Annotated in this window: 1 protein-coding gene; it reads right to left on the bottom strand. The window is 70.6% G+C overall.

Going from position 1 to position 245, the window contains the following annotated elements; genetic code table 11:
- A partial coding sequence (locus tag AC3XQU_RS24545) for a hypothetical protein (protein ID WP_489876718.1) occupies positions 1 to 229 on the bottom strand: 229 nt, incomplete at its 3' end.
- Between the last annotated feature and the right edge of the window lie 16 nt (positions 230 to 245).

Below are 245 nucleotides of genomic sequence, written 5' to 3'. Positions count from 1 at the left end.
CCTGCTGCGCCACGGACAGGCCCCCGCGCCGGCCTTCGTCCGCAGCCTCGGCTGCGGCGGCCGCCCGGAAGAGCTCCTCAATATCCCTCTGCTCCAGGACAAACGCCTCCCGGTTCACGGGTGCCGCCGCCAGCAACCGGTGTCCGATCTGCTCATGCGTCTCGAGGGCGGCGGCCAGCTCCGCCACGCTGCCGTACTCGGCCTGCAGCCGGCCGTTCGCAGCTTCCATCTCGTTCACCACAAAC

The organism is Telluria sp. AZSoR62, from assembly GCF_058111565.1.
Note: the sequence above shows the minus strand (reverse complement) of the source record. Positions and strands in the feature narration are given on the sequence as shown.